This window comes from Deinococcus hopiensis KR-140 (assembly GCF_900176165.1).
In the GTDB taxonomy this organism is placed as follows: domain Bacteria; phylum Deinococcota; class Deinococci; order Deinococcales; family Deinococcaceae; genus Deinococcus; species Deinococcus hopiensis.
Window position 1 is genome coordinate 131,360 of the sequence record NZ_FWWU01000002.1, and the last position, 25,918, is coordinate 157,277.

Below are 25,918 nucleotides of genomic sequence, written 5' to 3' on the forward strand. Positions count from 1 at the left end.
GCCTCCCGCCGACGGATTCTCACCTGACGGCCCATGGCTGCCCCCTTGGAAATTCTGCTCGCTCAGCGCGCAACAGATGATTGGCCCGTTCCGGAACGGGCCCACGGCATGCACAGCCGGCACTTCCACTTGTGGTTATGCCGTTAAGGCATTCCGTCAATCCAACGCGTTGGGCCTTGGCGATCTCGCCATCCGTATCCGCAACGAAGCGCTGAGCTCGCAGGGCGTAGCAGCTCTGCTCCACTTCAGCGGGGAACATCACAACCCCGGAGCGTATTCACCCTTTACCATCCCCGCTTTGGGCGGCGGAGGTGCAGGCTGGCGCACGTACGAGCTCGCCGTAGATGGCCCTGGCGAAGAGAACCACTGAGGTGCGGAACGCTTGCCGCCTTCGGTGATGACGCCGTTCTGGTACTCGATCGGCACCACGGCCGTTTTGATCGGTTCAGGCTTCATAAACTGCCTTCTGGGGCGAGTCTTTCCCAGGCGCGGCCTCACTTGAGTGCCGAGCCTGAGGACAGTGGGAACTCGGGGCATTGCGGACGCGGCCCGCGTACGGGCACCGCCGATCACGGCGGAGAAGTGCTGGCAGCGGGACGGAGTTCCTTCTCCAAACCTGTATTCGGCCTTACCTACCCTTGGAGGACAAAAGATCGTCCTCGACCGCCGTCGTTCCGTCCTCTCCTGAGTTGCGCCGTTTCCATGCCCGGCGCGTGTGCCCCATGACCAGGGTTCCGCGTCGGGAGCCAACACCCGAAAGGAAGGGCCAAAGGGAAGGAACAGGGTCTGCTCTGGGAAACGCAGTAGGCTTCACCATGACTTCCAGCCCTGGGCTCTTTCCCACCTTCTTCCTGTCGGGCTTCGAGTGCTCCACCTTTCATTGGCAACATCGGGGTCGGCGCGACCTCGTGGCGGAGACGCAGCACGACCGCTGCGTGGACGAGGACTACCGGGTGCTGCGCAGCCTGGGCATTGCTGTGGCGCGGGAAGGCATTCCCTGGCCTCTGGTCGAGCAGGACGGGGACTTCGACTTCTCTCGGCTCGATCCCATGATGGCCGCAATGAACCGTCACGGGATCATGCCCATCTGGGACCTGTGCCACTACGGCTACCCGGACGACCTCGATCCACTTTCTGAGGAGTTCCCGGAGCGATTCGCCCGCTACTGCCGCGCGGCGGCCCGTTACGTGGTAGGAAAGACACCGGGTTCTCCCTTCTTCACGCCCATCAACGAGATCACCTTTTTCTCGTTCTGCGCTGGGGAATGGGGCTGGGCCGCGCCCTACCTGACGGGCAAGGACAACCGCTTCGCCTTGCGGCTCTCGCTCTGTCGGGCGGCCATAGCCGGGGTCCACGCCCTGCGCGACATCGCTCCGGAGGCCCGGATGGTCAACGTCGATCCGCTGGTCTACGTGGTGCCGCCCAAAGACCGACCCGACCTCGCCGATGAGGCGCGGCGCGAGACCTTTGAGGACACCTTCGTGGCGTGGGACATTCTGGCCGGGCGGCTCCATCCGGAGTGGGGCGGCGGGCCCGAGGTGCTGGACATCGTGGGGGTCAACTGCTACTCGTTCGGCCAGATGGAATACCGTGAGCGGGGACCGCACCAGGCCCTCGGGCCGCGCGACGAGCGGATCGAGCCGCTGGAGGAACTGCTGAAGGTGGTGTGGGAGCGTTACCGCCGCCCGATCGTCATCGCCGAGACGAGCGGCCTGGGCGAGGGTCGCCCCGCCTGGCTCCACGACGTGATGCAGGAGTCGCTGGCGGCCATGGCGCGCGGCATCGACCTGCACGGGGTCTGTCTCTTTCCCGCCGTGGACATGCCGGACTGGCACAAAGGCACCTGGCTTCACAATGGCATCTGCGATCTGGTGCCGGAGGGAGACGCCCTGCGCCGCGAGCCCTATATCCCCTACGTCGACGAGCTGCGGCGCTGGCAGAAGTTGCTCAACCGGGTCACCGTCCTCGACGAGGATCCCTTCAGCGATCCTGTTGATCTGGAGGAGGTGCGCGCTGCCGCCCAGCAGTTGCAGCTTCAGCCGGACCGCGACTGGTCGTGAACCTGGGGCAGGCCGGGCCCACCCCCGCCTTCAGCCTGCCGATGTCGGCACGACGCAGGTCGCCCTCGTGAGGGAGGTCCGGCGCGCCAGTGCAGCCGCAATGACGTCGACCAGAGATCCCGGAGAACCTTTCCAGGGCTATGAACTCAGGACGTGGTGCCTAGGGATCAAACGGACAGGACTGGCTTGATTTGTTCAAGCGGCTGCCGCTCCACCACAGCTGACAAATGCTGCTGGTCGTCCGAAGCGTCAGTCGGCTGAGGTATGCGCAGCAATCAGGATGTGGGCCGCTTTGGCGACGTGGGAAGCGTGGTTCTGAGGGCCAAACGTGCGTGCTGCTGCCCAAGCTCCGTCCATCAGCAACAGCAAGTTGCCTGCCAGGACTTGGGGTTGGTGCATGCCAGCTTCATGGGCCAAGCGCCCAAAGTAGTCCAACAGGATCTCTTTGTGCTTTCTGGCCTGCTCGTGTGCCGGATGATTCCATTCATGGAATTCGGAAGCGGCATTTAGGAAGGCGCAGCCAAGGCACTGTACGCTCCCGGCGAGGTGCTGTGTTCCTTCAAATATGGCCTCGAGCATTCTTTGGGGGTTGCCCCGGTGTGGTGAGGTTTGTTCGTCCATCCACTGCATCATCAGGTCGTGTGTGCGCTGCAAAAACGCCACCATCAGGTCGTCTTTGGAGGGGAAGTGGCGGTAAAGCGTCATTTTGGCGACGCCGGACTCCGCGATGATGGTATCGACGCCGACGGCGCGAATGCCCGACTGGTAGAACAGCTGGCTGGCGGTTTGGAGGATGTGCTCTCGGGCATTGCGGGTGGGCATCTCTTGACAAGTATACAGACCTGTCTTTACCATCTTGGTAAGTAGACAGACAGGTCTACCTCAAGGAGCGAATGATGAATATTGGAATTCTCGGATCCGGCACGGTCGGTAAAGCGCTCGCCACCGCACTCATCAACAAGGGCCACCACGTCCTGATTGGCACCCGCGATCCCAACAAACTGACCGAGTGGGCCGCAGAGCAAGGGGAGCTCCTGCAGATTGCCAGCCCGACGACCGCCGCCCGGCACGCTGAACTCCTTTTCCACGCCACAGCGGGCACGGCAGCTCTCCAGGCCCTCGAAGCCGCCGGTTACGAAAACTTCAAAGGCAAAGTCCTGATCGACATCTCCAATCCGCTGGACTTCTCGCAAGGCTTTCCACCGACACTGTTCGTCAAAGATGAAGACTCGCTGGCCGAGCAGATTCAACGTGCCTTCCCTGAAGCCAAAGTCGTCAAGAGTCTCAACACCCTCTCCGCAGACCTGATGCTCAACCCCACTTTGCTGAACGGCGGAGACCACACCATCTTCCTGAGCGGGAACGATCAGGACGCCAAAGATCAGGTGCGCGCCTTCCTGCAGGGCTTTGGATGGCGGGACATGATCGACCTGGGTGACTTGAGCACGGCCCGAGGAACGGAGATGTTCCTCGCCTTATGGGTGAGGCTCTACGGCAGCCTGGGCAAAGCGCAGTTCAACATCAAAATCGTGCAGTGATGACGGGCCCGAATGGAGGAGGCCGACTCCCGTTCGCGGCCCAGCGAATAGTCTAAACCTCCGGTGCATAGCGGGCGAATATGCGCAATATCAAAGGCGGCCGAAGGCCGCCCTCTTCGTTTCCTCAGGGGCATTGAGATCATTTGTCAAAAAGAATACTTCTTTTGACCGAGCAGGGCGAAATTTAATAAGCACTGAAAAGAATAAGAGATACTATAAATGCCCTTGCGCTCACGACATAATTCAGACAAATGCTCTATTGATCCCGGCATAAGTCGGTATGGATCACGGTGGGACGTCATGTGTGCTGGCCTCGTTCCTCATGCCTCAAGTCGGGTAGAACCGGTGCGAACTTACGCCGGGATCAATACCTCAGCCAACTTGACATACCAGGTTCAGGCTGTCCTACGGCTTCCGGATAAGCCGTTACATCCCTCTGCGGTGCACGTCCACTTGGGTTGGCCCGTTATTTCATCACGGGTGAACTGCGATCCCTATCAGGGGTAACGGCCCAGCGCGACGCCCTTTTCGTGCCGGGGAGTTCCGAGCAGGGAACGTGGGATTCCCTTGGTCGTCTTGCAGGGCCTTCAGTTGGATCCCATGCCATGACAAACGCGCAGCAAATCCAGGCGTCTGCGTCCGTCTACTCCCGTACACCAGGGCAACGGAGCGGTTTAGAACAAGAGCGTCTCAAGCGACGCTTCTGCAACATCTATACGCCGGAGGGCACGTCTGTAGGGTTGCCGGAAACTTCCTCCACCAAAGGCGCCAGCAGTACAGCCGTAATGGGCTCAGCAAGCGCATACTCGGGTACCGTTTCATCCCAACCGACATCGCCCATGGCGCCAGCATTCCGAATGGCGTTGGCAAACATGGCCAGAGCATGGCGTTCAATCGCCTTCTGGTCCTCAGGTGAGATGGGGCGGTCGGTTTTGACGGGAAACGTGATGGTGAGTTGGTGCATGGACTTCCTTTTTCTCAAGAGGGGGAGCGGGGACTCGGCCGGTGCTGGCGCTTGATGTGAAGCGGGATAACCTCCAGTATGACGCTTTGCGCGCGTTGAACCGCCTGTCCAACGGTACTCTGGACGTCTACGCACATTCTGCTTGATAAGCTCCGTCCACGCTCCCTTGTTCGCGGCCTCATTGCAGAGCAACCTGTTCAGATCGTCAGCGTCGAGCGGGCTGCCCCTGGGATCCTGATGCCCGTCATTCAGGACAAAGGTGGCGGCTTCAGTGGGCGCCTGATCTTCCCTGATGACTCGGGACATGGTCACGCGAAACACGGCCTACACCTTCGTGCCGGGCTTCTGCATCCGGCGCTGAGAGCGGCGGTACGCGAGCCAGAAGTCCGTGCACCCCTCAGGTACCTGACGCAACAGGCCCAGATCGTTTAGAAAGCCCTGCGCAGACCTTGAGAAGGTGGGCCAACAGGGCCTGTCCAGCGGCACGGAGGGCAAGGATACATGCATGTCCTGGATCATCACCCTCCTCGTTGGCGCCCTCTGCGGCTGGCTCGCTTCCCTCGTCATGAAGACCGACGGCCAGCAGGGTGCCGTCGCCAATATCCTCATCGGCATCGTCGGCAGCCTCCTCGCACAGTTCCTCTTCGGCAACCTCCTCCACCTTGGCGGCAATGCCGCGGGAGACGGCTTTAACCTCATGAGCATCGTTTGGGGCGTTGTCGGCAGCGTTGTCCTCATCGCCATCCTCAAGGCCATGCGCGTCTTGCGCTAAAGCCCTTGGGCCCACGCCTTCACGAGACGTGCCACCCCTTCCAGGGTGGCACGTTGTGTTGGAAAACGGGTCATTACCACAACCAATTGACGGCGTATAGGCGCAGTGCAGGCAGCAAGGAGAGCAAAGCCCCGCGGTGGTATACAGCGCCCTTTTGAGTCAGGCGCTGAAGATGATTTTGAAGACCGGCCGCTTCTTCGCGTCAAAGGGAGTTCTCCTGGTGGCCTGAGGTGTTTGAGCTGCGCGCACCCTGGAAAAAGGGAGATGATGGTAAGACGGCAACGAAGAGGGGAGGCCCACGTCTCGCGTCGCCTCCCCTCCCTGCTGGCCTCTGGCTCAGCGTTCACGCCAGTAGGCCACCGCCGCCGCCACGCCGAACTCCTGCTCGATCTTGCCCTCCCACAGCCCGGTGGAGGCGTCCGGCCCCCCGCCTAGGGAGCCTTTGAGTTCCACGCGCATCCCGGCGTCCTGAATGCCGTCTTGCCCGAATTTGATGTACACGCCCTCCTTGGTTCCAATCCCTCCGGTCGCTGGCACCCCTTTGAGAATTTTCAACTCCGCCTTGACCCCGGTAAACAGCGTCGCGTTGCCGTTCCAGTCCAGACTTGCCGAGGCGAACCCACCCAGCCAGTCGGTGCCCATCAGGGACGACGTGGAGAGTTCGATGTCAATCTTCTTGCAGCTCAGCGACCAACTCAGTCCCAGGCCCTGCCCCTTGAGGGCCGCCGAGGGCACTTTGGACTTGAGTTTCATGCTGGAGAACACGCCTCCGCAGGGGTCCGCGCCGAGGTTGGGCAGTTCGGCGAGGTCAAGGGGCACATTGGGCAGCGCGCCGGCACACACGGTATCGAGGTCCGTCACGTCGCTCAGCAGGATGGCTGCGTACACGACCGGGCCGTAGAACGAGGCCTTGGCCGAAGCCTCTATGCCCGCGCGCCGCGCTGCCCGCACCCGTGGATCCGGGATGTTGGCGGCGAGCGCCGTCTCGAGCTTCACCCGCGCTGACACGAAGCGCGCCATCGCCTGCTCTTGACCCTTCACGTAGGGCCGGAAGGCGTCCATATAGGTCTGCTCCGCATCGTCGTAGACCTTTTTCCGCATCTCGCAGGTGATGGGAGCGGACAGCGCGGCGATGCCCCGCTCAATGGTTTTGTTGCGGGCGTCCGTCAGGGCGGGGCGGGCCTTCTCCACCGCGTAGTGTGCCTGGTACGCCGCCTGATAGGCAGGCCAGACCTCCGGCTCAAAGACCGAGGTGTTGATGGCCCCGTTCACGAGTTTGTACCAGCGCAGTTCGCCGGGATCAAGCATCTGCGAGAGATTCGGCGCGACCGCCCGTGCGTGCAGGGCATTCAGAAGGTCGTGCCCCTCGCGCTCCAGGGCCTCGTACTTCTTGTTCAGCACGACGGCCTCCTGACGGTTTCTGGGCAGCTTGAGCTGCGGCAGGTCGAAGGTCACTCCACGTGAGAGGTCGAACATCGTCCGGGCCGGGCGCCGGGTGGACGCCTGTTCCCGCGGCTTGAGGGCGTCCCCGTGCGTGCCCGGTGTGTCCTCCGTAAGGATGAGGTCGCTTCCCTCGGGGGTCACGGTGCGGCGCAGAGAAGTTCGCAGTTCGCGCGTCGCTCCCGTCACGTCACCGCTACACAGCAGGGCCTTGGAGAGGTTTACGCGCGCCTCGGAGAGGTCAGGGGCGAGCGACAGGGCCTGCTTCAGGGGAGTTTGGGCCTCACTCCAGCGCCCCAGCCCCAAAAAGGCGTGCCCCCGGTTCGTCAGGGCGATGGCCTGGCCGGGTACCCCGCCGGGGGCGGGGAGTTTGCCGCCCAGCTCCCCCGCCCGGTCGAGCACCGCGATGGCCTCGCGCGGCAGCCCTGCCAGCGTCAGCACGCCCGCGAGGTTGACCAGGGTCATCGCGTCCCTGGGTTTGGCGCGGTGTCCGGCGAGCAGCAGAGCCAGGGCTGCCCGGGGACTCTCCGCCGCCAGCGCCACCGCCACGTCCGGCGAGGTGCCGCCCGCCGCCTTCTTGCCCGGCGCGCTCACCAACGTTTCCGCCGTCTTGATCGCGGTCTCGAAGGTCATCGCGCCCTTGTCCCGGCGGACGGGCAGGGGCAGCACCTTCGTTCCCTTCTCCCTCTGCTCGCGCAGCTGCTTCAGGGACTGCTCGACGGCCTCGCGGCCCTGGGCGCCGGGCGCCATCGCCCTGAGCATGTCTTCGAGCGACTTGATCGCAGCGTCGATGTCGAGGCCGCCGCCCGGGGGCAGGCCCGGGGTCGTGTAGTCGCGCACAGCGGGCTTGCAGGCATCCGTCCGGAGTTTGCCAACCTGTTGGCGCATCTCCGCCTCGGGGCCCAGGATGGTCTGGTCGCTCAGCGACACCCACGGCCCGGCGGCCAGGGCGGGCGAGGCGAGGAAGGCGGCGGCGAGGGCCAGTGGTCGGCGTGTTCTGCGCATGGCCGCAGGGTGACACCGGGGGGATGATGGCCACATGGCGGGGTACCGGGTGGCCCGAACAGCCAAACCGGCACGCCCCACACCCTCCTCGCATCGGGCATGACCATGGAGTACGCGTCACTCAAGAACGCGCGCCAGGGGTAGCACACGCCACTGTCCACTTCCAGCCGTGCTGGATCGGGAGCAGCCCAACCCTCAGGTCGTCGAGTCGGCGGTCCTGCCCATACGCCGGACGTGCCACTGGACATTTCACGCCTGATTCGCCGCATCCTTCGCCGTCCATTCCGCACGCGGCCCCGGGGTGCCTGCCCGTCCGTCCCGATCACTCCCCGGCGCCGAGCTTGACGGTGAACTGCATGGCGTTCCCGAGGGTGTTGGTGCGCCCGAAGTCCGCCGTTATGGAGGGGGCGTACGCGGCAGGGCGGCGCTCGGCGATCAGCACGGGCTGGGACGGGCCGTCCTCGGGCAGGTAGCGCGCGGTCACCTTGTAGCGGCCAATCGGAATGTCCCTGATCTGCGACCCGTTCAAGAAGGCCTGGACCGTCTTGCCCGCGCTGCCGTCGATGATCGGCCCATCCGGCACCAGGGTCACCTCGACGCGGCTCAGGTCGAAGCCCGGGGCGTCCACAGCCCCGTACATCCACAGCGAGCCGCCGTAGAACTGCCCCTCGGGCGTCTTGCCGGTCAGCTTCCAGGTAAAGTTGCGGACGGCCCCCTTCTCGGCGGTGAATTCCGTGCGGTCGTCGGCCACGAGCACGAACTGAAAGTTCACGCCGTGGTACTCGCGGTGGAGGATCGCCCCGCCCCGCCAGGTACCCAGTTCGTTGCGGGGCAGAGCGATGCGGTAGTGCCCCTGGGCGTTTGTCGCGCCGGTCTCGTTCATGTCGTAGCGCAGGGTGTTGTCGGCGTAGACCTCCACGTCCGGAACCGGTTGGCCGTTCTCGGTCCTCACCGTGCCCGTCATCGTGTATGGCCCCGCCTGGCCGGCCTTGCCCGGTCCCGCGTCATCCGGCGGCGTAGAGACTGTGGTGGAGCCCACGCCGGCGCCCCCACACACACTGAGAACCGCGACGAGCATCGCCACGCCCCGCACCTGTATGTTTCGCATCTTCAACCTCTTTCTGCGGCGAGACCCGCTTGGGCCTGCCCCGTTCAAGTGAGGGCAACGTAGAGGGAGCCGGATGTCATTCGGGTGTCAACCTTCTGGGCCGTCAATTGGGCCACGGCCCCCACTTCAACGCGTTGGCGTGCCACGGCCGGTTACCGTGCCCACCGCTGTTTTACTCGTTGTCTCCGCCGTGTGGCCTCAGGATGACGGAGCGGCAGGCCTGCCATCCGTTCGCCATCCACCCTTCCGTACCTTGCCACCCGAAAGGAAGGGATGAACATGCAGAAACAAGGAATGGTCGGACTGCTGATGCTTACGGGTGCGCTGGCGAGTTGTGGAGGTGGCGGTGCGGCGCCGGAGCACATCCCCGCCAACCCCACGACCTTTACCGCGACCGCCAAGGGCAGTACCCAGGTGCAGCTCGACTGGAGCGGCGTGCAGGAGGGAGCGCACGTGGTGCTGGAGCGCAAGTCCAACAACGGGGCCTACGCCACGCTGAAGGACAACCTCACCACGACGACCTGGTTGGACCAGAACCTGACGCCCAACACGGCGTACACCTACCGCATCAAAGCCGCGAACGCGGCCGGGTCGAGCAGCGGACTGGAAAAGAGTGCCGCGACCGCCGCTTCCGGCAACCCCGACTTCACCCTGGGCGCCGCGCCCAACACGCTGAGCATCGGGCCGGGTCGGAGTTCGGCGACCACGATCGGTCTCACCCGGCCCCAGAACCCGGAAGGGACAGTGACCCTCACGCTGGAGGGGGCGATGGTGGGGACGGGCACCGACAAGATCGCGGGCACCTTCAAGCCCACGGAAGCGAACAGCACGCTGTCCCTGACGGTTGGCGCGAACGTGCCCGTCGGCCCGTACGATCTGACGGTCAGGGGCACGAACGGGAGCCTCACCAAGACCGCGAACGTGCGCGTCGTGGTGGAGAAGTGGCTGCTGGTGGACGACGACCGCAGCGGCAACAACTGGCCCACGAGCAGTCCTGCGCCTGACTCTGACGGCGACAAGTTCATGCGCGCCGCGATGGCCGGCAAGGTCTTCGACGTGGCGGTCGTGCCCTACAGTGCCAGTGGGCAGGCGAAGGACGAACCCGACGGCCCCAGCGCGGACACCATGAAGAAATACAGCGGTGTGGTGTGGTACACCGGAGACACCATCGTCAGCCCCGTGACCCGCAACGATGTGGCGAACCTCCAGGACTACCTGAACACCGCCAACCGCAAGGTCGTGCTGTTCTCGCCAGGATTTATCCGCACTTCAGCCACGAATGGTTCGACCCTCTCGGAACCCGGTGAGGCAGTTCAGACGTTCTTCAAGGCGTACGCGGGGGTGGACAAGGTAGCGTACGCGGGGCTCATCAACGGGAGTTACACCGTCGCCGGCCAGGCGAACACAGTCACGCAGGGCCTGAGCCTCGCCCTGACGAAGGGAGCCAACCGGGCCGACCTTGCGCCGGGGCAGGGCACAGAGACGCTGCTGAGCGCCGGGAGCGCCGTGGTGGCGACGGCCAGGTCAGGCGTGGGCACGGCGACCTCCTCGGCGCTCACTCTGCTCGGCCTGCCCACAAGCAACTTGACGCAGAACGACACGGCCACCCTGCTCGGGAAACTGATGCCGTAACGGCCGGGGAACGAAAAGCGCGTCGCGCGTTCTCCCGTTGCCTGCCGTTCGTGTGGGGGCACGCCCGCGCGTCATTTCCGGTCCCCCGCGGGCTGCCTGCTGTTTGGCGCGGCCCCGTTTCACTTCCACCTGCCGCCCGTGCTGTTCACCCGCTATGGCGTGGTCACGCCCCTGTGGAATGCCGTGCGAGCGACGCCCGTCCTGCCGCCGCTCGTGGCCGACCCGTTGGAAGACCTTGAGCCTGCGTGGGGAAGGAGAAGGAAAGGCCTTTCCCGCGACTCATTTCGTGGCCGCCTTTGCTACCCTGACGCTGGATGGCGCCCCCCACCTGGCAACTCGACCTGTTCGGTCTGCCGCGCCTGCGAGGCCAGGACGGGCGGGACGTTCGCGCAGACCGCAAGTCCCTCGCGCTAGCGCTGAGGAGGCGTTTGGGGCCGCAGGAGACTGGGACGCGGTGCGCAGGATTGCGGCCCGTCCCTCGTCCGCCCACCCGGTCCACTGAACCCGGGCGTCAGGCTGGTCGGGCGGAGCATCAGGATTCAACTGCGGCGCACTGAAGTTCTGCCCGGGCGAATGGGCCCCCATCCCTAACGGCTGTTTTCGTCCCGTAGGGTTGACAACGGCGCTTCCCTCCATCTACGCCAAACCGGGTCACATCCAGCCCCTGCATGGGTCAAAAACGGAACCATTTGTCCGAATTACGCCGTAATTGGAAGGACATTCCCCACGACTCCTTTTTCCCTCCACCAGATTCAAAATCGCCCTGCCCAGTCAAAAAAGTTTCCTTTTTAACAAACACCCGAAAACCGTGGAAGGCAAACGGTAAGCTAAGTGAGGATGGCTTCCTCCCTCGCGTCCCCCGTCTCCCTGCGGCTGCTGGGTTCTCCCGCATTGGAAGTGGAGGGCCGCGCCGTGCCCCTGCGAACGCGCAAATCGCTGGGGCTGGTGGCGTACCTCGCGTTGGAGGGCGCATCGGGACGCGAAACGCTGGCCGGGCTGCTGTGGCCAAACCTCGCCCCCGACAGCGCGCGGCACAATCTGCGCCAGGAGCTGTACCGCCTGACCCGTACGGCGCTGGGCCCGCACGTGGAGGTGAGTGCCCGGCAGGTGACCCCGGCAGGCGCGTGGGCCGTGGATGTGGCTGCTTTCGAGCGGGCGGTGGCAGACGGCGATGTGGCCGGAGCACTGACGCACTACCGGGGACCGCTGCTCGGCGGCGCGCCGCTGGAGGACGCTGGGCCGTTCGGCGAGTGGCTGGAAGCGCGGCGGACCCGGTTGCACGAGCGCTGGCAGGAGGCCGTGCAGCGCCACGCTGGGGCGCTGGAGGGCGCGGGCAAGTTGCGCGCGGCCCTGGACGCCCACCTCACCCTGCTGGCGAGCGACGGCCTGCAAGAACTCCACCAACGCGAGGCGATCCGTCTGCACGGCCTGCTGGGCGAGCGCGAGCGGGCGGCGGCGCGGTACGCGGCCTTCTGCACCCTGCTGGCAAACGAACTGGGCCTCGAACCCCTCCCCGAGACGCAGCGGGTGGCCGAGCAGGCGCGGCGTGGCCCGGGCCCGGCTTCTACGCGAACGGCCTCCCCGGCTCCGTCTGCCCCTCCCGCGCCCGAAGCGCAGCTCACCGCGCCTTTCTCCTCGCCGCATCCACCCACCCTGCACCCTCCCCTGGTGGGGCGCACCAACGCCTGGACGGAACTCGAACACGCGGAGGGGCAACTCGCCGTGCTCCTGGGCGAGCCGGGCCTGGGCAAGTCGCGGCTCGCCCTCGCCTTCGCCGCCTCCTTCGGCCCGCCCGTGGTGCTCCGCGCGCAGGAGGTGGCCCGCGGCACGCCGCTGTACCCAGTGGCGGACGCCCTGCGCGCAGGCCTGGGGGACCCGCGGGCACGGGCACGCTTTGAGGCCCTTGACCCGGTATGGCGGGCAGAGGTCAGCCGCCTGGTGCCCGAACTGGGCACTCCGGGCGGGCCGCTCGGCGAGGGTCGCGCCCGCTTTCTGGAAGGCCTGGTCCATGCGCTGCTCGCGCTCGCCGGACCGGGCGGCTGCATCGTGTTTGAGGACCTGCACTGGATGGACGCCTCCACCCTGGAACTGCTCGCCCACCTCACGCGCCGCCTGCATCCGGGGGAACCAGGAGCACAGGAACGGGGGCTGGGCGAATGGGGACGCTCGGCAGCGGCTCCGCGCCTGCTGGCGACGGCCCGCTCCCACGAATTGCCGGGCAGCCCCGCCGAGACGGCGTTGGCGGGGCTGCGCCGCGGTGGGCTGCTGAGGTCCGTGCCGCTGACGCCCCTCTCGGAGGAGGAGGTGCGCGGCATGGTCCGCACCCTGTCAGGGGGGGAGGACGCTGTTCTCTTCGCCCGGAGGCTGCACCGGGCCACGGGCGGCAATCCGCTGTTCGTACTGGAGACGCTGCGCTTCCTGTTCGAGACGGGCGAGCTGCACGCGGACGCCTCAGGGTGGCGCTCGCCCTACGACGAGGCCACCGAGGACTACTCTGAGCTGCCCCTGCCCCCCGAGGTGCGGGAGGCGGTGCTGCGCCGCCTCCAGGACCTGTCGCCCGCAGCGCAACGTCTGCTCGACGCCGCAAGCGTGTTGGAGGGCCAATTTTCCCTCGATGACCTCGCGCCCGCCGCCGCTCTGCCCGAATGGGAGGCGCTCGACGAGCTGGAGGGGCTGACCCGCCTCTCGGTGCTGGAGGTCCGCGACCCCGGCTTCGCCTTCGCGCACGACCTCGTGCGGCGGGCGGTGGCTTCCCGACTCTCGCCCGAACGCCGCCGACTGCTGCACCGCCGGTTTGCGGGCGTGCTGGAGGCGCAGGGGGCTGCGCCGGGCCGGATCGCCACCCATCTGGACGGCGCCGGTCTGGGTGCGCAGGCCGCGCCCTGGCATGTCCGGGCGGCGGAGGAAGCCGCGCGGGTGTTCGCCTTCCGCGAAGCGCTTGCCCACCTGGAGGCCGCGCTCGCTTCCGGTCCCCCACCGGGCGACGCGCTCACCTGGAGGTTGCGCCGGGCGGACCTGCTGCGTCACCTGGACGACCGCACCGCCCGCACCGCAGAACTGCACCTGATAGACGCGCTCGTCGCCACCCCCGAAGGGGCCGCCCATGCCCCTGAGGTTCACCTGCGCTGGGCCATCCTGCACGACGACGAGGGCCGCTATGAGGAAGCGCGCACCGCCGCCGAGTGCGTCCTGGCCTCACAGGCGGCACCGCCGGAGACGCGGGCTTGGGCCCAGACCACCCTGGGAATGGTCCTGCAGCGTCTGGGGGATCCGGAAGGGGCCGAGCGTCACCTGCGCTCGGCGCTCGCCCTGGAGGGCGTGAGCGCCGAGCGCCGAGCAGCGGCCCACAACAACCTCACCTACAGTGCCCTGGGGCGCGGCGATCTGGCCGTTGCCCGCTCCCACAACGCTGCGGGGCTGGCGCTGCTTCCCAGTTCCCCCACCCGCACGCGCGCCGTGATGCTCAACGCCGGAGCCAGGATCACGGTGCTGTCGGGCGACCTCGCCGGCGGAACGGCCCGGCTGCGCGAGGCACTGGAGGTCGCCCGGCACCTCGGTGACGTGGTGTTGCAAAAGCCCTTCCTGACCAACCTCGTGCAACTCTATACCCAGGCCGGACAGCTCGACGACGCCCTGAGTGCCCTCCACGAGGGGCTGGACCTCGTGCAGGCCACGGGGGACCGTCGCGGCGAGGGCGACTTCGGGCACCGCCTCGCGGAGGTGCAACTGCTGCGCGGACGCCTGGGGGCAGCGGCGCGCGCCTATGAGGCGGCGATCACGCAGGCCGACGCGGCTGGTCAGCGCGACCAACAGGCTGTGCGCCGACTGGGTCTGCTGCGGCTGCGGACGTTGACGGGGGACCTCGCCGCCGCGCGTGAGCTGCTGGCCGAGGTGCAAGGCCGGTTCGCCGAGGACCTGCCCGGCCTCCTCGCCGTGGAGGAAGCGCGGCTGTACGGGCGCACAGGCCAGCCGGACCAGGCGCTGCGAACCCTGCTTGCGGCCCGGGAAGCCGGGCACCTGAACCAACCCCTGCACCGCGACCTCGCCCGCGCGCTTCTGGCCGGGGTCCAGCTGGCCCTGGGCGCCCGCGCCGCCGCGCTGGAGGAGGCGTTGCAGGACGCGGCATCACCCGCCCTTCAGGCCAGCTTGCTCGCCGTGCGCCTGCGGGCGCGGGAAGTCCCTGAGGACGCCAAAACCGCGAGAGACCTGCTCGCCTCGGGCCGCCTGCCCCCGCTCGACGCCCTCGCGCTGCGCCACGCCCTCTCACCTGCCCTGCCTGACCCAGAAGCGAGGGCGCTGCTCACACGCCTTGCCGCCACCCTGCCCACAGAGGCGCAGGCTGCCTTTCTGGCCCTCTGGGCCGCCCCCGGAGGGCCCACATGACCGACCTTCCCCCGTCCCTGACCCCCCAGCAGATGGCCCTCGTCCAGGGCAGCCTCGCACGGGCACTTCCGGAGGCGTCGGAGGTCGCCGGCCTGTTCTACGACCGTCTCTTTGCCCTTGATCCGTCGCTGCGCGCCCTGTTTCTGGGTGACATGGCTGCGCAGGGCCGCAAGCTGGTAGACACCCTGGACGTGTTCGCGGGTGACCTGACGCGCCTGCCCGCCCTGCGCCCCGCGATGCGCCGCCTGGGACAGCGCCACGCAGACTACGGCGTGCGCCCCGAACACTACGCGACCGTAAGCGAGGCGCTGCTGTGGGCGCTGGAGCAGGCGCTGGGCGAAGGCTTCACCCCCGAGGTGCGCGGCGCCTGGGAGGCGGCCTACGCGGTCATCGCCCGGGAGATGCTGAGCGGCACGAACGGATAAAGGCCCTCACATAGGTTGCAGCGCCGCGCGGCGCATTTTCTACGGCGTGTAGGCCAAGGTGGCGGGGTGCACGGGCTGTAACCCGCCACCTGCTCCGTTCAATGCTTATCTGTTCCGTGAGGCGGTGCGCGAGACGCCCCCGGACCGAAGGTGAAAAGCCGGTCAGGAGACAACAGCACACGCCCACCCCAGGAATGAATTCCAGGGCTTGCGCGGCTCACTCAATCAGTGCGGCGGGCGGCTTGATCAAGGCGTAGTCATGCGTGTCTCGGTTGGCTTTCCACGAACTGCTGCGCCGCGCCATCACCCAGATACCGGTGCCGACCGCCAGACACCGCAGGTCACGGACATCCCCACGAAAGGTTCCGGCGTGACGTAATCGTTCGCCGTCCAGGTGAGATCGCGGACGTCTGCCCAGGTCGCGTGGTCCGTGATGACGGCTTTGCCATACCCAGCGTGGTAAGTCCCCACTTCCAGTACGTTTGGGAGGGCCGGCTCCGCATGCTCGAGCAGGTCTGAACCCAGAATGATCTCCTGCGGAAGGAGGGGGAGGCCGATGGCTTGCATTTCAGCCCGCATGGACAGGTGGTCAAATCCGCGCGGAAGGGCAGCAGCTGGATTGACGCAGGGGGCTGCGTCAGTCCAGCACCACGCGGTGACGGGGGTCTGGCCGAATCGCGCCGACGCGCCACAGAATGCCGTCGACGCGGGTGCGGCCTTGTTCATGAAGCAGGAAGAGCTGCTGAGCGGCCATCTGCCACTGCGCCGTCTGGAGGCGGCAACGCTTGACCTCGGCATCGGGAAAGTGATCCGCCTGGTCGCGCGCTCCATCGACGATCACTCCCGTGGGGCGTGCGCTTATGCGGTCAGGGTAGTGCCTTTTCACCTCCGCGTTTCGCCCACGGTACTGGAGCCGTGTAAGTCCTGATTCGGGTGCTGCTTCCCCTGGCATACGCGCCCTGAAACCAGTTGGGGCGCGTATGCCAGGGGTGTCACCGTGTGGCTTGTTGCGCTGTGGCGCGAAGAAATCCGTGATGTGCAGTGGGAACGTCCCCCTGCCCCTCTTGCCACCTCCGGGTGCTCAGAACGGGCGCTCTATGGCGGTTGGAATGCCAACGAAGCAGCTGCGCCACAACCTGGGAGGTCAGCAGGACGAACCGCCGACGGATGAATGCATGTCCACGGTAGATCAGCCACGGCTGACGGACGTTCTTGAGAATCCAGCCTTCCTCTCCTTCGCTGGGCACCCAGGTGGGCTGCACCCGCATCTCGCGTTGTTCGGGGTATTTCGGACAGGAAAGATAGTGCTCCTTCGCTTTCGACGAATTCGTCATTTCTTCCAGGACGACTTGGGGACAGCGTGGCGCTTGGTATTCCGTCTGGCGCGCTTGGGCGATGGTCTCGCAATCGTCGTCAGGCAACACGAGGCGATGTCAACCACACCCTCCCCTTGGCCGACACGCCGTAGGCCCTCGGCCATAAACCCGGCGCTGTGGAAGTCCGCCACGCCCGCCTCAACGTCTCCCGGCAACGGCGCGGCCCCGCGTAGGCACCACCTCGCACGCCCACCCGGACCTCGTGGGGCGCAGGATGCTCGGAGGGGCGTCACCAGCGTCTTCAGGGTGGATCCCCTTCCTGCTCAGCTCCAGCCAAAAGAGACCAGGCGGAAAGCAAACGGCGCTGGCCCAAGACAGGGCTTGAGCAGGTGCCTACCGATCCGGCCATGCGAACGCTGGGTTCCAGGCGTCTCCCTCCCGCAGGGTGACGGCGGGTTCACCCAGGGCGTGCCGCCCACCGCGCACCGCCGCCCGCACGAGCGTCACCTCATCCACAGCCGCGTGGGCTTGCCGGGCGAAGGCGAGTTCGTCGTGGAGGTCGAGCGTCTCGCCGGACGCCACCGAATCGGTGCCGAGGGCGACTTCCACCCCGTGCCGCCCGTACAGCGCCCAGGGAAAGACGCCGCACTCCAGTGCCCGGTTGCTGCGCGGGCAGGTCACCACTGCGCATCCCGCCTGCGCGACGGTTTGCACGTCGTCCTCCGTGACATTCACCATATGCACCAGCGTGGGGCGGGCGTCCAGCACCCCGAGGTCCGCGAGGTGCGCGACGGGCGTGAGGCCAGGGTCCGGCGCGCGGCCCAGCACGTCCTCCAGGGTGAGGGGCGACATAACCTCCAGAAATTTCGCGGCGAGTGGTCCCGAGCCCGTGCGGAACATCCTGGATTCGGTGGGCGGCTCGGACGCGTGAATCTGCATGGGCAGGCCCTCGTCCCGGGCGAACTCTGCGAGGAGGCGGTGCAGGCGGTGGGACACCGTGTAGGTGGCGTGCGGACTGAGGCCCACGCGCATCCCGCCGGGGCGCTCCAGGCGGCGCAAGGCCCGAAGCTGCTCGACCGTGCGGCGAAACGTCTCGTCAGCGCGGGACGGATTGGGTTCAAAGACCTGCCAGTACGCCACGCCCGGCACATCACCCTCGCGCAGCAGGAACTCCATCACCCCAGGCAGTTCCGTGATGTCTCCGGCGGCGGCCACGGCCGAGGCCCGGATCGCCCGCAGGCCCACCTCCGCGCCCTCCCGCCCGCTCCTGTGCAGGTTCGCGCCGACGTGTTCCATGACCCAGCGGTGGTAGGGCAGCGCGCGAAAGGAGAGCAGGCTGAGGTCCAGGTGCGTATGGGCATTGACGGGCGGTGGAGCAATCACCCGGCCTGCGCGCTCCTCACCCACCCCCGGAAAGCGGGAACGCAGCGCTTCCGCCCCTCCGAGGGCCAGCACCCGGCCCTCCTGAAGAACCACCCCGCCGTCCTGCACGCCGGAGCCCTCGCCCGTGTAGAGCAGATCGGCGGTGAGGAGGCGGACCCCTTGGGAAGGCATGGAGCCAGCGCAGGGCGCTCCTTCCGCGCGCCTCACCGCAAGCCGCCCACGGGTGCAGGGGCGCGGGCCGCCTCCATCATCTCGTCTGCCAGCAGCGCGTAGGCGCGAATCCACGCCTCCCGCACCTCAGGCGTGAAGGCGTCACCGAAAAAGGCGGCGAGGGTGTCCAGTAGGGCCCCGCCCACAGTGGCATAGTGCCCGTCTTGCACTCCATAACCCGCGTGACGCCGCCCCAGGTCGCGTACGGCAGGCAGGATCGTTTCAGGCCGCGACAGCCCCTCAGTCACGAAGGCGAGCGCGGCCATCAGGTGACGGCCCTGCGTTCTCATGTCGCCCCGAAACATCGGGCGCAGCGAGGGATCGAGGGCGAACAGGCGGTCGTAGAACAGCCCGGCAGCGGCCTCGGCGTGCGGGCGAACCTGCTGAAACGTGGTCTGAACGAGGCGGACATCTTCGGGCGTCAGGGTCATGGGGGGGTTCTCCAGTGCAGCGGGAGGCGAGAAAAGGAAGGCGGACCGGCTTGGGCCGGCGGCGCGCGACTGAGGCGAGGCAAACGGACGGGAAAAACAGTGAGGCAGAGGTGAGATAGGCACATGGCAACTCCTGACGCACACCGTAAGCGCGCGGGCGTCATCCCGCCGTCACCTGCAAGAAGGGCCTTCCAAGCGGTGTTTGGGTGGAACGCCCCACGTCTGCACCTCGGCGGGAGGGCGCGGCCAGTTCGCGTCTGCTCCTCTCTGGCTCCCGTGACGGAGAGCGTCACCCGAAGCCCTCTCGCCCCCTGGAACACCCTGGCTCCAGATGACGGCTGGGTGACGCCACCTTCCGCAAGCTCTGTCCAGCGCCCAGGACAGGGCCGAAAGGAACGCAACCAGAGATGACCCGACCTCCAGCCTCTTCCGAGAAAGCTTGCGCCCCCTCCGCTCTCACCCCGAAAGGACCGACCATGAAACACCTGACCCGCTCCGCCACCCTGCTCAGCCTGACCCTCGCCCTCGCCTCCTGCGGCACCTCCACCCCCACCCCCGGAAACACGACGCCCGGCAATACCATCCCTGGCAACACGACCCCCAGGGACACCGCTCCCGTCGAGCCAATCATCCGCCCCGAGGCCCGCATTCCCGACGCCCAGAGCCGCGCCGCGCTGACCACCTTCCAGAAGCTGCCCAGCAACGGCAAACGTGCCATGTACGAAATGCGCTACCAGTCCACCCCCTTCACCGAAGCCATCCAGCCGGGCAACGTGCTGGTGAGCGAACCCGGTCCCAACGCGCCCTACGGTTACCTCGTCAAGGTCACGAACGTGAAGCGCGAGGGCGGCGTGATCATCGTGCAGGCCGAACAGGGGCGCATCACCGACGCGGTGGCCCGTGGACGCATCGATCTTCAGCAGGCCCTCAAGCCCGAGAAGCTCGCCAAGCAGACCCTCGCCCCGGGTGTCCAACTCGCCACCAGCAGCGCTGCGGGCCAGGGCCACCTGAGCGCCCAGTCGGACGATCCCCTCGTCGACTGGCAGAAGACGTACGGGTACAGCGTCTCGCTGAATAAGGTGCTGTACGACATCGACGGGGACGAGAAGACCCTGGACGACCAGACGGGCAGCAAGGGCAACTTCTACTTCAACCTGGGGCTGGACTTCATGCTGGACGTCAACTGGTTCGACCTCGACTTCCGCGCCAAGGTGGACGTCGACCAGGGCACCAACCTGCAGCTGTACGCCCGCGGCAAGTACGAGTTCAAGAAGGAATTCAAACTTTCCGAGCTGCAGTTCTCGCCCATCACGGTGCCGATCGGCCCAGTAACGGTGGTGATCGTGCCGGTGGTGACGCTGTACCTCGACGCGAGCGGCAAGATTCAGGGTGAGGTGAACTACGCGTTACAGCAGACGCTGAAGGCGTCTGCTGGGGTGGAGTACATCGACGAGTTCAAGAACCTGTCGAGCGGTCCGGACTGGACGTTCAAGCACTCCGGCATCCAGGCGAGTGCGAGCGCCGAAGCGCAGGTCGGTCCCCGCGTGCGGCTGGCGATGCTCCTGTACGGCGTGGCCGGTGCCTACGGTGAGGCCCGCGCCTACGCCAACTTCAAGGCGCAGTATCCCGCCAAGCCCCTGTGGAAACTCGACCTCTGCGGCGCGGGCAACGTGGGTGTGGAGGCGGACCTGTTCTTCGACGAGTTCTCCTACTCCGCCGAGGTCTTCAAAAAGTGCAAGTCCATCGCCGAAGCGCAGAACGCTGCGCCCATCATCAATAGCCTCACCGCCAAGCGCGACAACGTGGTTTTCGGCGGCAACCCGAACGATCCTTTCACCACCTCGGACGACATCAAAGTCTGCGCGACGGCCAAGGATCCTGAGAATGATCCCTTCACCCTGCGCTTCACCGCTGAAGACGGCCTCGACAAGCTTGGTGGTGACGACGACTGCACCGTGCATCAATTCAAGACCGTGGGCGACCATCCCGTCACCGTCACGGCCCGCGACCTTGACGGCGCGACGTCCACGAAGACCATCACCGTCAAAATCGGCAAGGCCATGGGTCCCGCGCCGGTCGTGACCATCGTCTCGCCCGTCCAGAACGAGAAGATGTACCTGAACGGCGTGAACGGCACGAAGACGCTCTCGGGCTACTCCGACCTCGGAGACTGCGCGAAGGAGAAGTGGACCAGCTCGGTCGCGTCGGACGTGCTGCCCACCAACAACTGCGGCTTACCCACCATCACCTACAGCGCCACCGGTGCCCGCACACTGACGTTGACGGCCACGAGCGCCACGGGAGCCGTGGGCAAGGCCAGCGTCGCGGTCACGGTGGAGCCCAAGCCTGCCGACAACCTGTTCCCGGTGATCAGCCTGAAGATGAAGCCCTCTACCACCATCGTGAACAACGAAAAGGTCACCGTGACCTACAGCTTGAGCGACGCCAACGACGACGAGGTGACGTACTCGCTGCGGGTGTACCCCAAGGGCAAGATGAACGAGGCCAAGACCCTCGACGAGGGCAAGGTGGGGAACACCCTCAAGGGCGTCAATATGACGAAGGAATTCCACCTCAGTGATCTTGGCGGCTACGGTGCCTGCCCCAAGGGTGACTTCGTGCTGGAATTCAGCGCTTACGACCAGTTCCTCTCCTTCCCCTTCCCGATGAAGACAGTGGCGTTCACCGCCCAGTGCATCAAGTAATTCACAGTCTTGAGTTCTTACGGAAGGGACGCTCCGCATCAGGAGCGTCCCTTCCGCCGCTTCTCCTTCCCAAAGGGGAACATGAAGACGGTTCTGACGAGCGGCCGGTTCTTCGCGTCAAAGGGGGCTCTCCCGGTGGCCTGTGAGGCTTGAGCTGCGCCCACTGCAAAGAAAGGGGTACCGGCGCCATCGGGGTGCGGGCGCTCGCGAGGAGCAAGGCTTGGAGGCGCACCGAGGACGCACCCAGGACAAAATGCGCGGGATCCAGCTCAACCCCACCTACCGGTACTCCGTTGAGTCTGAAAGTGCTGGCGAAGAATGAAGAATACGGTGGATTCCCGCTCTTTCCGTACCGCGCTGACCCCAGAAACACGGGCGCCATCCATCAGGTTCCCGCCAGTCAACGGAGTACCACTACAGCGCCTTCAGGGTGAAAGAGAAGGTGCTGCCCACCCCAGGAGTGCTTTCCACCCACATCCGGCCGCCGTGCCGCTGCACAATCTTCTGGCAGATCGCCAATCCCAGCCCGGTGCCACCGTACTGCTCGCGGAGATGCAGGCGCTGGAAGATCACGAAGATCCGCTCGAGGTACTGCGGTTCAATTCCGATGCCGTTGTCCCGCACGCTGAACTGCCAGAACGCGCCCTCCCGCACCGCGCTGATCCTCACCTGAGGCACCACGCCTGGTCTTCGGAACTTGAGGGCATTCCCAATCAGGTTCTGAAACAGCTGCGTGAGCTGAAACGCGTTGCCGCTCACCACTGGGAGGGCGGCGTGGTCCACCTCGCCGCCACTTTCGGCCAGTGACTTACCCAGTCGCCCCAGGGCTTCCTCTACAGCCGAGGTGGTCGCTACGGGTTCCAGGGTGAGGCGCTCAGCGCCCAGGCGGGAGTAGACCAGCAGGTCGTCGAGCAGCGTCTTCATGCGGATGGTGCCGCCGATGATCTGGCTCAGCAGGGTTCGGCCGCGCTCGTCGTACAGTTCCGCGTAGCGCCGCTCCAGAAGTCCCGTCAGGCTGGCAATGGTGCGCAGGGGCTCTTGCAGATCATGCGAGGCGACGTACGCGAAGCGCTCGAGTTCGGCATTGCTTCGCGCGAGCGCTTCTGTGCGCTCCTCCACCCGCCGTTCGAGCTCCGCTTCGACCTGTACCTGCGCGGTGATGTCGGTGTGCACGCCCACCCACTCGCGAATCGTACCGTCAGCGTTCAGGACCGGCACGGCCCGGACATCGAAGTGCCGGTATGTGCCGTCCGCAACCCGCACGCGGTGCTGCATGGCGCACGCCGCACGCCGCATGACCGCTTCCTCCCACACGCCTACGCTCTGCGCCCTGTCGTCGGGGTGCAGCGCGTCTGCCCAGCCGTAACCGCCGTATTCTCCCTCGCTTTGTCCCGTGAGCGCTGCCCAGCCGGGCTGTTCTCCTTTCATCTCCCCGCCCGGGTCGTTCGTCCACACCGTCTGCCGGGTGGCGTCCACCAGCGAGCGGTAACGCTGCTCGCTGCGCTGAGAGAGTTCGTAGAGCGTGGCATTTTCCAGGGCACTCGCGGCGCGCGCTGCGAGCGCCTCGGCCAGACGCAGGTCCTCAGGGCCGTACGTGTGCTCCGGCGATGAGCTTGCCAGTCCCAGCACACCCACGGTGCGCCCCCCCACAGTCAATGGCACGTGGATCAGGGAGTGAAAGCCCATCCTCACGATCGCTGTGCGTTGCTCGAGGTTCTCGATCGCGTCAATCACTGCCGGGGGAACCACAGGCAGCAGGAAGGACTCGCCGGTACGCATGACCCAGGCGGTCGAACCGGGTGCATGCGGGTCTGCCGGATTCTGGGCCACGAAAGTGCGCAGCAGCTCAACGAGGGTGGGATCTCGGTGCGCGACTGCCACCGGCGTCAGAACCCCCTCGCTGTTCGGCAGGTACACGGCCGCCCAGTCCGCCACGTGCGTGAGTGCCAACTGCGTGAGGCCCTCGAGGGTGGCCTCGACCTGCAGTGAGGTGGTGAGCAGCGTGCCCGCTTCGGCCAGCATGGTGGCGCGCACCCGGTCACGGCGTTCGGTGTCGTACAGCCGCGCGCGTTCCAGCGCCTGCGTTCCCACTCCGGTGAGCGTGATCAGAAACTGCCGCTCAGCCTCATTGAACTCGCGGAGAACATCAAAGCTCAGCACCAGCACCGCCTGCACCTCATCCGCGAAGGTCAGCGGCAGCGCAGCGATGCTCTGCGTTTCAGCGGAGCGGACCTCGTCCCAGTCCCTGAATTCACGCGCCACACCGGGCATGGAGGCGAACACCGGCGTGCCGTCCTGCGCCGCTCGGCAGGCCGGGAGGTCCCTCGCCAAAGGCAAACGCTGGAAGCGTTCGCGCTCTTTGGAGGCGTACCCCACTTCGCTGAGCAGTTCAAGCGCCTGCCGGTCGCCACTCAGGGTCAGGACCGCGGCGCGGTACGCACCCACCGCCGGCACTGTCTGTTCCAGCACCACGTGGACCACTTCCGCTTCGGTCTGCGCAGTGCCCAGCGCAGCGGTGACCCGGTGGAGCTGTTCGGCGCGGTACGGCGCAGTGACGTCGCGAAGCTGCACTGCCAGACCGCCCTCGACGGGAAGCACCTGCCCACGCAACCACCGGCCCAGGTGCGTGTTGAACGCCGTGTATTCCATAGGCCCACCGGTGTCGACCGCACGTCTGGTGACAGCGGCCCACTCGGCGCTGGACATGTGCGAGAAGTCGTGCTCCAGATGACGCCCAATCACCTCGTCGGTCCTCAGGCCCACGAGGGCCGCCCCGGACGGATTGACGTACGTGATCACGCCGTGGTGATCCACGGTGAAGATGATGTCCGCCATTGTCTCAAGCAGTGCGGCCAAGGCAGTAAGGTTCGGGAGCCCGTGGGAGGGGGTCATGAAGGGTCAGGGCCGGGAGAGAGGCGAGAGAAGTTGTCCTGACCGTGCGGTTGATTTGATGCCGCATTGTTGAGGCCTGGACGTGCCTTGATGTTCTGAACCTCAGCAAGCACGGTGACCACCTGGGCTTTCAGTGTGTGGTTTGGGCAGGGGTCGTTGATGATGTACCTACTTTACCTGCTGCGCCGCGTCCAACCGCCTACCGAACCGTTAGACCTGGAGCCGAGGACCGGTTTGACCTCGAATGTCTTGCAAAAACGCGGGCTGTGGTCTCCGGTGATGGTGTGGGAACACCTTCACTTGCGTTGCGGCGCTCGAAGTGGAAGGCTGCAAACCGCACCGCGACCAACTGCCCGCCGCCCTCCTGTACAAAAGCGCCGACCGCAAAAGCCTCTCCGCCGTCTACGAACGCGCGCGCACTGCGCTCCGGGAGAGCGCGAGAAGTACAAGAAGCGCGGCAAGCAGGAGCGGCAGCTTCAAGGTCGGAAGCCAGCTCCGGTAGGGCGTTAGGCATGAGGGAAGGCTGGACGAGCGCCAGCCTTGGGCGGGCGCCTTGCGACGTCCTACCCCGCCTGCCGCACGTCTTGTTCACTTTTTCCCCGCCAGGCCGAGAGCGCCACTCCCGCCACGCTCAGCCCCAGCCCCAGCACCGCCAGGAGGGTCAGGCGCTCACCGTACAGCAGGTACGCCTCAACCACTACGAAAGGCGGGACCAGATAAAACAGGCTGCCCACCCGGGCCGCAGGCATCTCGCGGATGAGGACCATCAACAGCAGGATCGCCCCGACTGACAACACCAGTACCAACCAGGTCAGCGAGAATATGAACTGGGGGGTCCAGTTGAGGTAGGCCCCACCATGCATCAGCATCATTCCCCCCATCACCAGGGCACTCGCGGTGTACTGCGTGGCCGTGCCGCTCAGGAGGGGCATACCGGCGCCGTAGCGGCGCTGGTAGAGGGTGCCCGCTGTGGTGCATCCCAGGGCGAACACGGTGGCGAGCAGCGCTCCGGCCGGATAGGCGCCGCCCGCACTTCCCCGCCCCAGCACGATCAGCAGCACGCCCAGAAAACCCAGCATCAGCCCGGCCCACTGCCGGGCCGTGACTCGCTCGCCCACCAGCGGCCACGACAGCAGCGCCGTAAGCAGCGGTTGCAACCCCACCATCACGGAGCTAATCCCAGCAGGCAGGTGCAGCCAGATCGCGTAGGTCACGCCGCCGAGGTAGCCGGCGTGGAGCAGGAGGCCAGTCACGGCGGCCCGCCAGCCCTGCACACGGGTGGGCCAAGCCGAGCGGGTCGCCAGGGTGAGGACTGCCATCAGCGCCGCCGCAATGGCAAAGCGCAGCGTCAGATACGCAAAGGGATCGGCATTCAGGGCTGCACCCTTGGTACCGATAAACCCCGTGCTCCACAGCAGGACGAACAGCAGCGGCGCAAAGGCCAGAAAGGAGCGGGGCACACGTCAGATTAAAGTACGTGGACACGGCCTGGACAGGGAGCGTCAGAGTTCCAGCAAAGGGAGAAAAACCGCGACGACTTACCGGCGGGCCTGGACTTGGCTGAGCAAATAGCGTGGAGACGTCTCCGAGGACGCCTTCCCGAACTGCAAAAAACTGGAAGCTCAGGTGGGGAGGCGCCTTCACTCCCTTACCC

Annotated in this window: 18 protein-coding genes; 7 read left to right on the top strand and 11 right to left on the bottom strand. The window is 66.1% G+C overall.

Annotated features, from left to right (window positions below; all coding sequences use genetic code 11):
- Nucleotides 1-815: 815 nt before the first annotated feature.
- A complete protein-coding gene (locus tag B9A95_RS01315) occupies nt 816-2,060 on the top strand; it encodes a glycoside hydrolase family 1 protein (protein WP_084045172.1) in 1,245 nt (414 codons plus the stop codon).
- Between the two features lie 249 nt (nt 2,061-2,309).
- Here the strand turns inward: B9A95_RS01315 and B9A95_RS01320 are convergent, their stop codons facing one another.
- Nucleotides 2,310-2,882 (bottom strand): TetR/AcrR family transcriptional regulator, encoded by a 573-nt coding sequence (locus B9A95_RS01320; RefSeq protein WP_170928367.1) that lies wholly within the window; start codon nt 2,880-2,882, stop codon nt 2,310-2,312.
- A 71-nt stretch (nt 2,883-2,953) separates the two neighbouring features.
- On the opposite strand from B9A95_RS01320, the gene B9A95_RS01325 reads away from it, so the two are divergent.
- The gene (locus tag B9A95_RS01325; RefSeq protein ID WP_212648215.1) at nt 2,954-3,598 is read left to right on the top strand and encodes an NADPH-dependent F420 reductase; all 645 of its coding nucleotides are present in this window, start codon (nt 2,954-2,956) and stop codon (nt 3,596-3,598) included.
- Between the two features lie 712 nt (nt 3,599-4,310).
- Here B9A95_RS01325 and B9A95_RS01330 read toward each other — a convergent pair.
- The gene (locus tag B9A95_RS01330) at nt 4,311-4,562 is read right to left on the bottom strand and encodes a hypothetical protein (protein ID WP_084045174.1); all 252 of its coding nucleotides are present in this window, start codon (nt 4,560-4,562) and stop codon (nt 4,311-4,313) included.
- 505 nt (nt 4,563-5,067) lie between these two features.
- Between B9A95_RS01330 and B9A95_RS01335 the strand changes: the two genes are divergently transcribed.
- Nucleotides 5,068-5,334, top strand: a complete 267-nt coding sequence (locus tag B9A95_RS01335) for a GlsB/YeaQ/YmgE family stress response membrane protein (protein ID WP_084045265.1) — start codon at nt 5,068-5,070, stop codon at nt 5,332-5,334.
- 336 nt (nt 5,335-5,670) lie between these two features.
- Here the strand turns inward: B9A95_RS01335 and B9A95_RS01340 are convergent, their stop codons facing one another.
- Entirely contained in the window at nt 5,671-7,779 is a 2,109-nt protein-coding gene (locus B9A95_RS01340; RefSeq protein WP_084045175.1) for a tetratricopeptide repeat protein, read from the bottom strand.
- Between the two features lie 322 nt (nt 7,780-8,101).
- Nucleotides 8,102-8,887: a carboxypeptidase-like regulatory domain-containing protein gene (locus tag B9A95_RS01345; protein WP_084045176.1), complete on the bottom strand. Its 786-nt coding sequence runs from the start codon at nt 8,885-8,887 to the stop codon at nt 8,102-8,104.
- Between the two features lie 279 nt (nt 8,888-9,166).
- On the opposite strand from B9A95_RS01345, the gene B9A95_RS01350 reads away from it, so the two are divergent.
- From B9A95_RS01350 to B9A95_RS01360, 3 genes are all read left to right on the top strand, one after another.
- Nucleotides 9,167-10,519, top strand: a complete 1,353-nt coding sequence (locus B9A95_RS01350; RefSeq protein WP_139806358.1) for a fibronectin type III domain-containing protein — start codon at nt 9,167-9,169, stop codon at nt 10,517-10,519.
- Between the two features lie 837 nt (nt 10,520-11,356).
- The gene (locus B9A95_RS01355; protein ID WP_084045178.1) at nt 11,357-14,902 is read left to right on the top strand and encodes an ATP-binding protein; all 3,546 of its coding nucleotides are present in this window, start codon (nt 11,357-11,359) and stop codon (nt 14,900-14,902) included.
- The gene (locus tag B9A95_RS01360; protein ID WP_212648216.1) at nt 14,899-15,327 is read left to right on the top strand and encodes a globin family protein; all 429 of its coding nucleotides are present in this window, start codon (nt 14,899-14,901) and stop codon (nt 15,325-15,327) included. Before B9A95_RS01355 ends, B9A95_RS01360 begins: the two co-directional genes overlap by 4 nt.
- Nucleotides 15,328-15,630: 303 nt before the next feature.
- Here the strand turns inward: B9A95_RS01360 and B9A95_RS01365 are convergent, their stop codons facing one another.
- The 5 genes from B9A95_RS01365 to B9A95_RS01385 form a co-directional block, all read right to left on the bottom strand.
- Nucleotides 15,631-15,906 (bottom strand): ATP-grasp domain-containing protein, encoded by a 276-nt coding sequence (locus tag B9A95_RS01365; protein ID WP_139806359.1) that lies wholly within the window; start codon nt 15,904-15,906, stop codon nt 15,631-15,633.
- 58 nt (nt 15,907-15,964) lie between these two features.
- Nucleotides 15,965-16,168 (bottom strand): hypothetical protein, encoded by a 204-nt coding sequence (locus B9A95_RS01370; protein ID WP_084045180.1) that lies wholly within the window; start codon nt 16,166-16,168, stop codon nt 15,965-15,967.
- Nucleotides 16,169-16,319: 151 nt separating this feature from the next.
- Nucleotides 16,320-16,751, bottom strand: coding sequence for a hypothetical protein (locus B9A95_RS01375; RefSeq protein WP_139806360.1), 432 nt, complete (start codon nt 16,749-16,751; stop codon nt 16,320-16,322).
- Nucleotides 16,752-17,036: 285 nt separating this feature from the next.
- Nucleotides 17,037-18,197: an amidohydrolase family protein gene (locus tag B9A95_RS01380; protein WP_084045182.1), complete on the bottom strand. Its 1,161-nt coding sequence runs from the start codon at nt 18,195-18,197 to the stop codon at nt 17,037-17,039.
- Between the two features lie 32 nt (nt 18,198-18,229).
- Entirely contained in the window at nt 18,230-18,667 is a 438-nt protein-coding gene (locus B9A95_RS01385; RefSeq protein ID WP_212648217.1) for a globin family protein, read from the bottom strand.
- A 476-nt stretch (nt 18,668-19,143) separates the two neighbouring features.
- Here B9A95_RS01385 and B9A95_RS01390 point away from each other — a divergent pair, with 476 nt between their 5' ends.
- Nucleotides 19,144-21,372 (top strand): PKD domain-containing protein, encoded by a 2,229-nt coding sequence (locus tag B9A95_RS01390; RefSeq protein ID WP_084045183.1) that lies wholly within the window; start codon nt 19,144-19,146, stop codon nt 21,370-21,372.
- Nucleotides 21,373-21,786: 414 nt separating this feature from the next.
- On the opposite strand, the gene B9A95_RS01395 is transcribed toward B9A95_RS01390, so the two are convergent.
- Together B9A95_RS01395 and B9A95_RS01400 are read right to left on the bottom strand one after the other, a co-directional pair.
- The gene (locus tag B9A95_RS01395; RefSeq protein ID WP_084045184.1) at nt 21,787-24,264 is read right to left on the bottom strand and encodes an ATP-binding protein; all 2,478 of its coding nucleotides are present in this window, start codon (nt 24,262-24,264) and stop codon (nt 21,787-21,789) included.
- A gap of 563 nt (nt 24,265-24,827) precedes the next feature.
- Nucleotides 24,828-25,724, bottom strand: coding sequence for a DMT family transporter (locus B9A95_RS01400; protein WP_084045185.1), 897 nt, complete (start codon nt 25,722-25,724; stop codon nt 24,828-24,830).
- Nucleotides 25,725-25,918 lie beyond the last annotated feature (194 nt).